The 1973-nt window shown below is 67.8% G+C and carries 2 protein-coding genes; both read right to left on the bottom strand.

Going from position 1 to position 1973, the window contains the following annotated elements; all coding sequences use genetic code 11:
• Positions 1–552 precede the first annotated feature (552 nt).
• Positions 553–1518 carry a formimidoylglutamase gene (gene hutG, locus R1101_RS0122280; RefSeq protein WP_016935436.1) on the bottom strand — a complete coding sequence of 322 codons (966 nt, stop codon included), beginning with the start codon at positions 1516–1518 and terminating at the stop codon, positions 553–555.
• Positions 1519–1539: 21 nt separating this feature from the next.
• Positions 1540–1973 (bottom strand): amidohydrolase family protein (locus R1101_RS0122275; RefSeq protein ID WP_016935435.1); only part of this gene is annotated, 434 nt, incomplete at its 5' end.

Here is a 1973-nt window from a genome sequence, read left to right as displayed (position 1 = left end):
AAGCTAAGTTTTTAGCCGCGTTCGCAGACGTTCCCGATGCTGTGATCGTGCAGAGAATTCTGCGGGACAGGGTGAGAGAATCACTATCTGGCCGAGCGTTCTGAGCGTCAAAGTGGGTCCTCGCGATCCTTGTGTTCGTGGTCGCTGCTCTTCTCATGCGGATCGTCGCGCACGCTTCGTCGGGCACGATCACGCTGAGCGGTGGGGGTCTCGTCACTGGCCGAGAGTGCTCTATAGAGACGCGCGCGATATGTCAAAGTGCCTGTCTACCGTGCGGTTTAGGGTGGGCATCGTTGCAGCTCGGGTCGTCTCCGAGAAGCAACGCCGTGCACTTGCTGCCCGCGACCACGGCTGCGTGTTTCCCGGCTGGGGAGGGCCGTTCGCCACTGAGTAGGTCCCACAGCGACATCAGTCCGACGGCGGACTCGCAAACATCGACGATCTGGTACTTCTGTGTCGCTGTCACCCCATCGGCTCCCCTAGCACGCCCCATCCCCGAATGTGGACGCCGATTGCAGCGGAGTAGGGACTTCGGGGCTACGTCGCGCCGTGTCAGGCCCTCGGCGGAACCCGCTTGGTGACGATGCGGTGGATGAGCCGTGCCGCGGTTCGGGCCGTCCTGTTGTCGACGTCGAGCGACGGATTGAGTTCGGCGACGTCGACGACAGCGAGCTTGCCGCTCGCGCTCACCCGATCACACACATGCTGGATGATCTCGAGTGGAACGCCGTAAGCGGCGGGCGCGCTGACACCCGGTGCGACACCGGCAGGCAGGACATCGAGATCGATCGTCAGGTAGACGATGTCGACGTCGCCCAAGAAGTCGGTGAGGAACTCGTCGACCCGGGCCCGATCGGCGACACCGCAGTGATCGTCCAGCAGGTACCGGACCCCGAGGCGGTGCGCAGTGTCGAACAGCACGTTGGTGTTGCTGGGCTGGCTGATGCCGATGACGTCGTACCGGTGGCTGGTGCCCGCAGCCTTCTCGGCCTCGGCGATTTGGCGGAACGGCGTCCCGGAGCTCGGGATCGGGTCGCTGCGCAGATCGAAGTGGGCGTCGAGGTTGAGGATGCCCAGACGCGGATGCTGCTGCCGCAGCGCCGATCCGGCGACACCGAGGTAGGTGCCGTACGCGACCTCGTGGCCGCCGCCGAGGACCACCGCGAGCCGTCCGGAGTCGAGTGCCGTCGTCACGGCGCGGCCCAGCGCGTCCTGGCCTTCTTCGAGCCGGTCGCCCGTCACGGCGACGGTGCCCGCATCGGACAGCGCCGCCTCCTTCTCCAGGGCCATCGAGGACAGCGCCTTGCGGAGCGCGTCGGGTCCGGCAGCGGCGCCCTGGCGTCCCTTGTTGCGGCGCACGCCCTCGTCGCTGGCGAAGCCGATGAGGACCGTGCCGGGGCCCGCGCCGGGACGGTAGGGGGTGACGGCCTGATGCCAGCGAAGATGCTCGGGCCCGAGACCGTCGGTGCGTCCCGACCACGGCCCGGGAGCGATGTCGACGTCGATGTTGTTCGTCATGTCAGCTACCTGCTCCCTCGATCAGTTCGTGGTCGTCGCGAGGACGCCGTCCTTGAACACTTCACGAACCAGCGGCACACCGGGCCGGTAGGCGAGGTGAAGGTACGACGGTGCGTCGAGCGCGATGGCGTCGGCGCGGGCGCCGATCCGCAAGCTGCCGACGTCGTCGCGGCGCAGCGCCTTCGCGCCGCCCGCGGTGGCCGCCCACACGGCCTCGGCCGGGGTCATGTGCATGTCCCGGACGGCGATGGCAATGCAGAACGGCAGGCTGGTGGTGTAGCAGGTACCGGGATTGCAGTCCGCACCCAGCGCGACGGTGACGCCGGCGTCGATCAGCGCGCGGGCCCCGGGGTACTGGTTGCGGGTGGAGAAGTCGGCGCCCGGCAGCAGGGTCGCCACCGTCGAGCTGCCGGCGAGGGCGTCGATGTCGGCGTCGGTCACGTAGGTGACGTGGT

Origin of the sequence: Rhodococcus sp. R1101 (genome assembly GCF_000278445.1) — a bacterium.
Lineage (GTDB): Bacteria > Actinomycetota > Actinomycetes > Mycobacteriales > Mycobacteriaceae > Rhodococcus > Rhodococcus gordoniae.
This window is presented reverse-complemented; position numbering and strand designations above follow the sequence as displayed.

What these genes read in the sequence shown, in the direction of transcription:
- hutG (WP_016935436.1), bottom strand. Translation starts at nt 1,518, where the DNA reads ATGACGAACAACATCGACGTCGACATCGCTCCCGGGCCGTGGTCGGGA.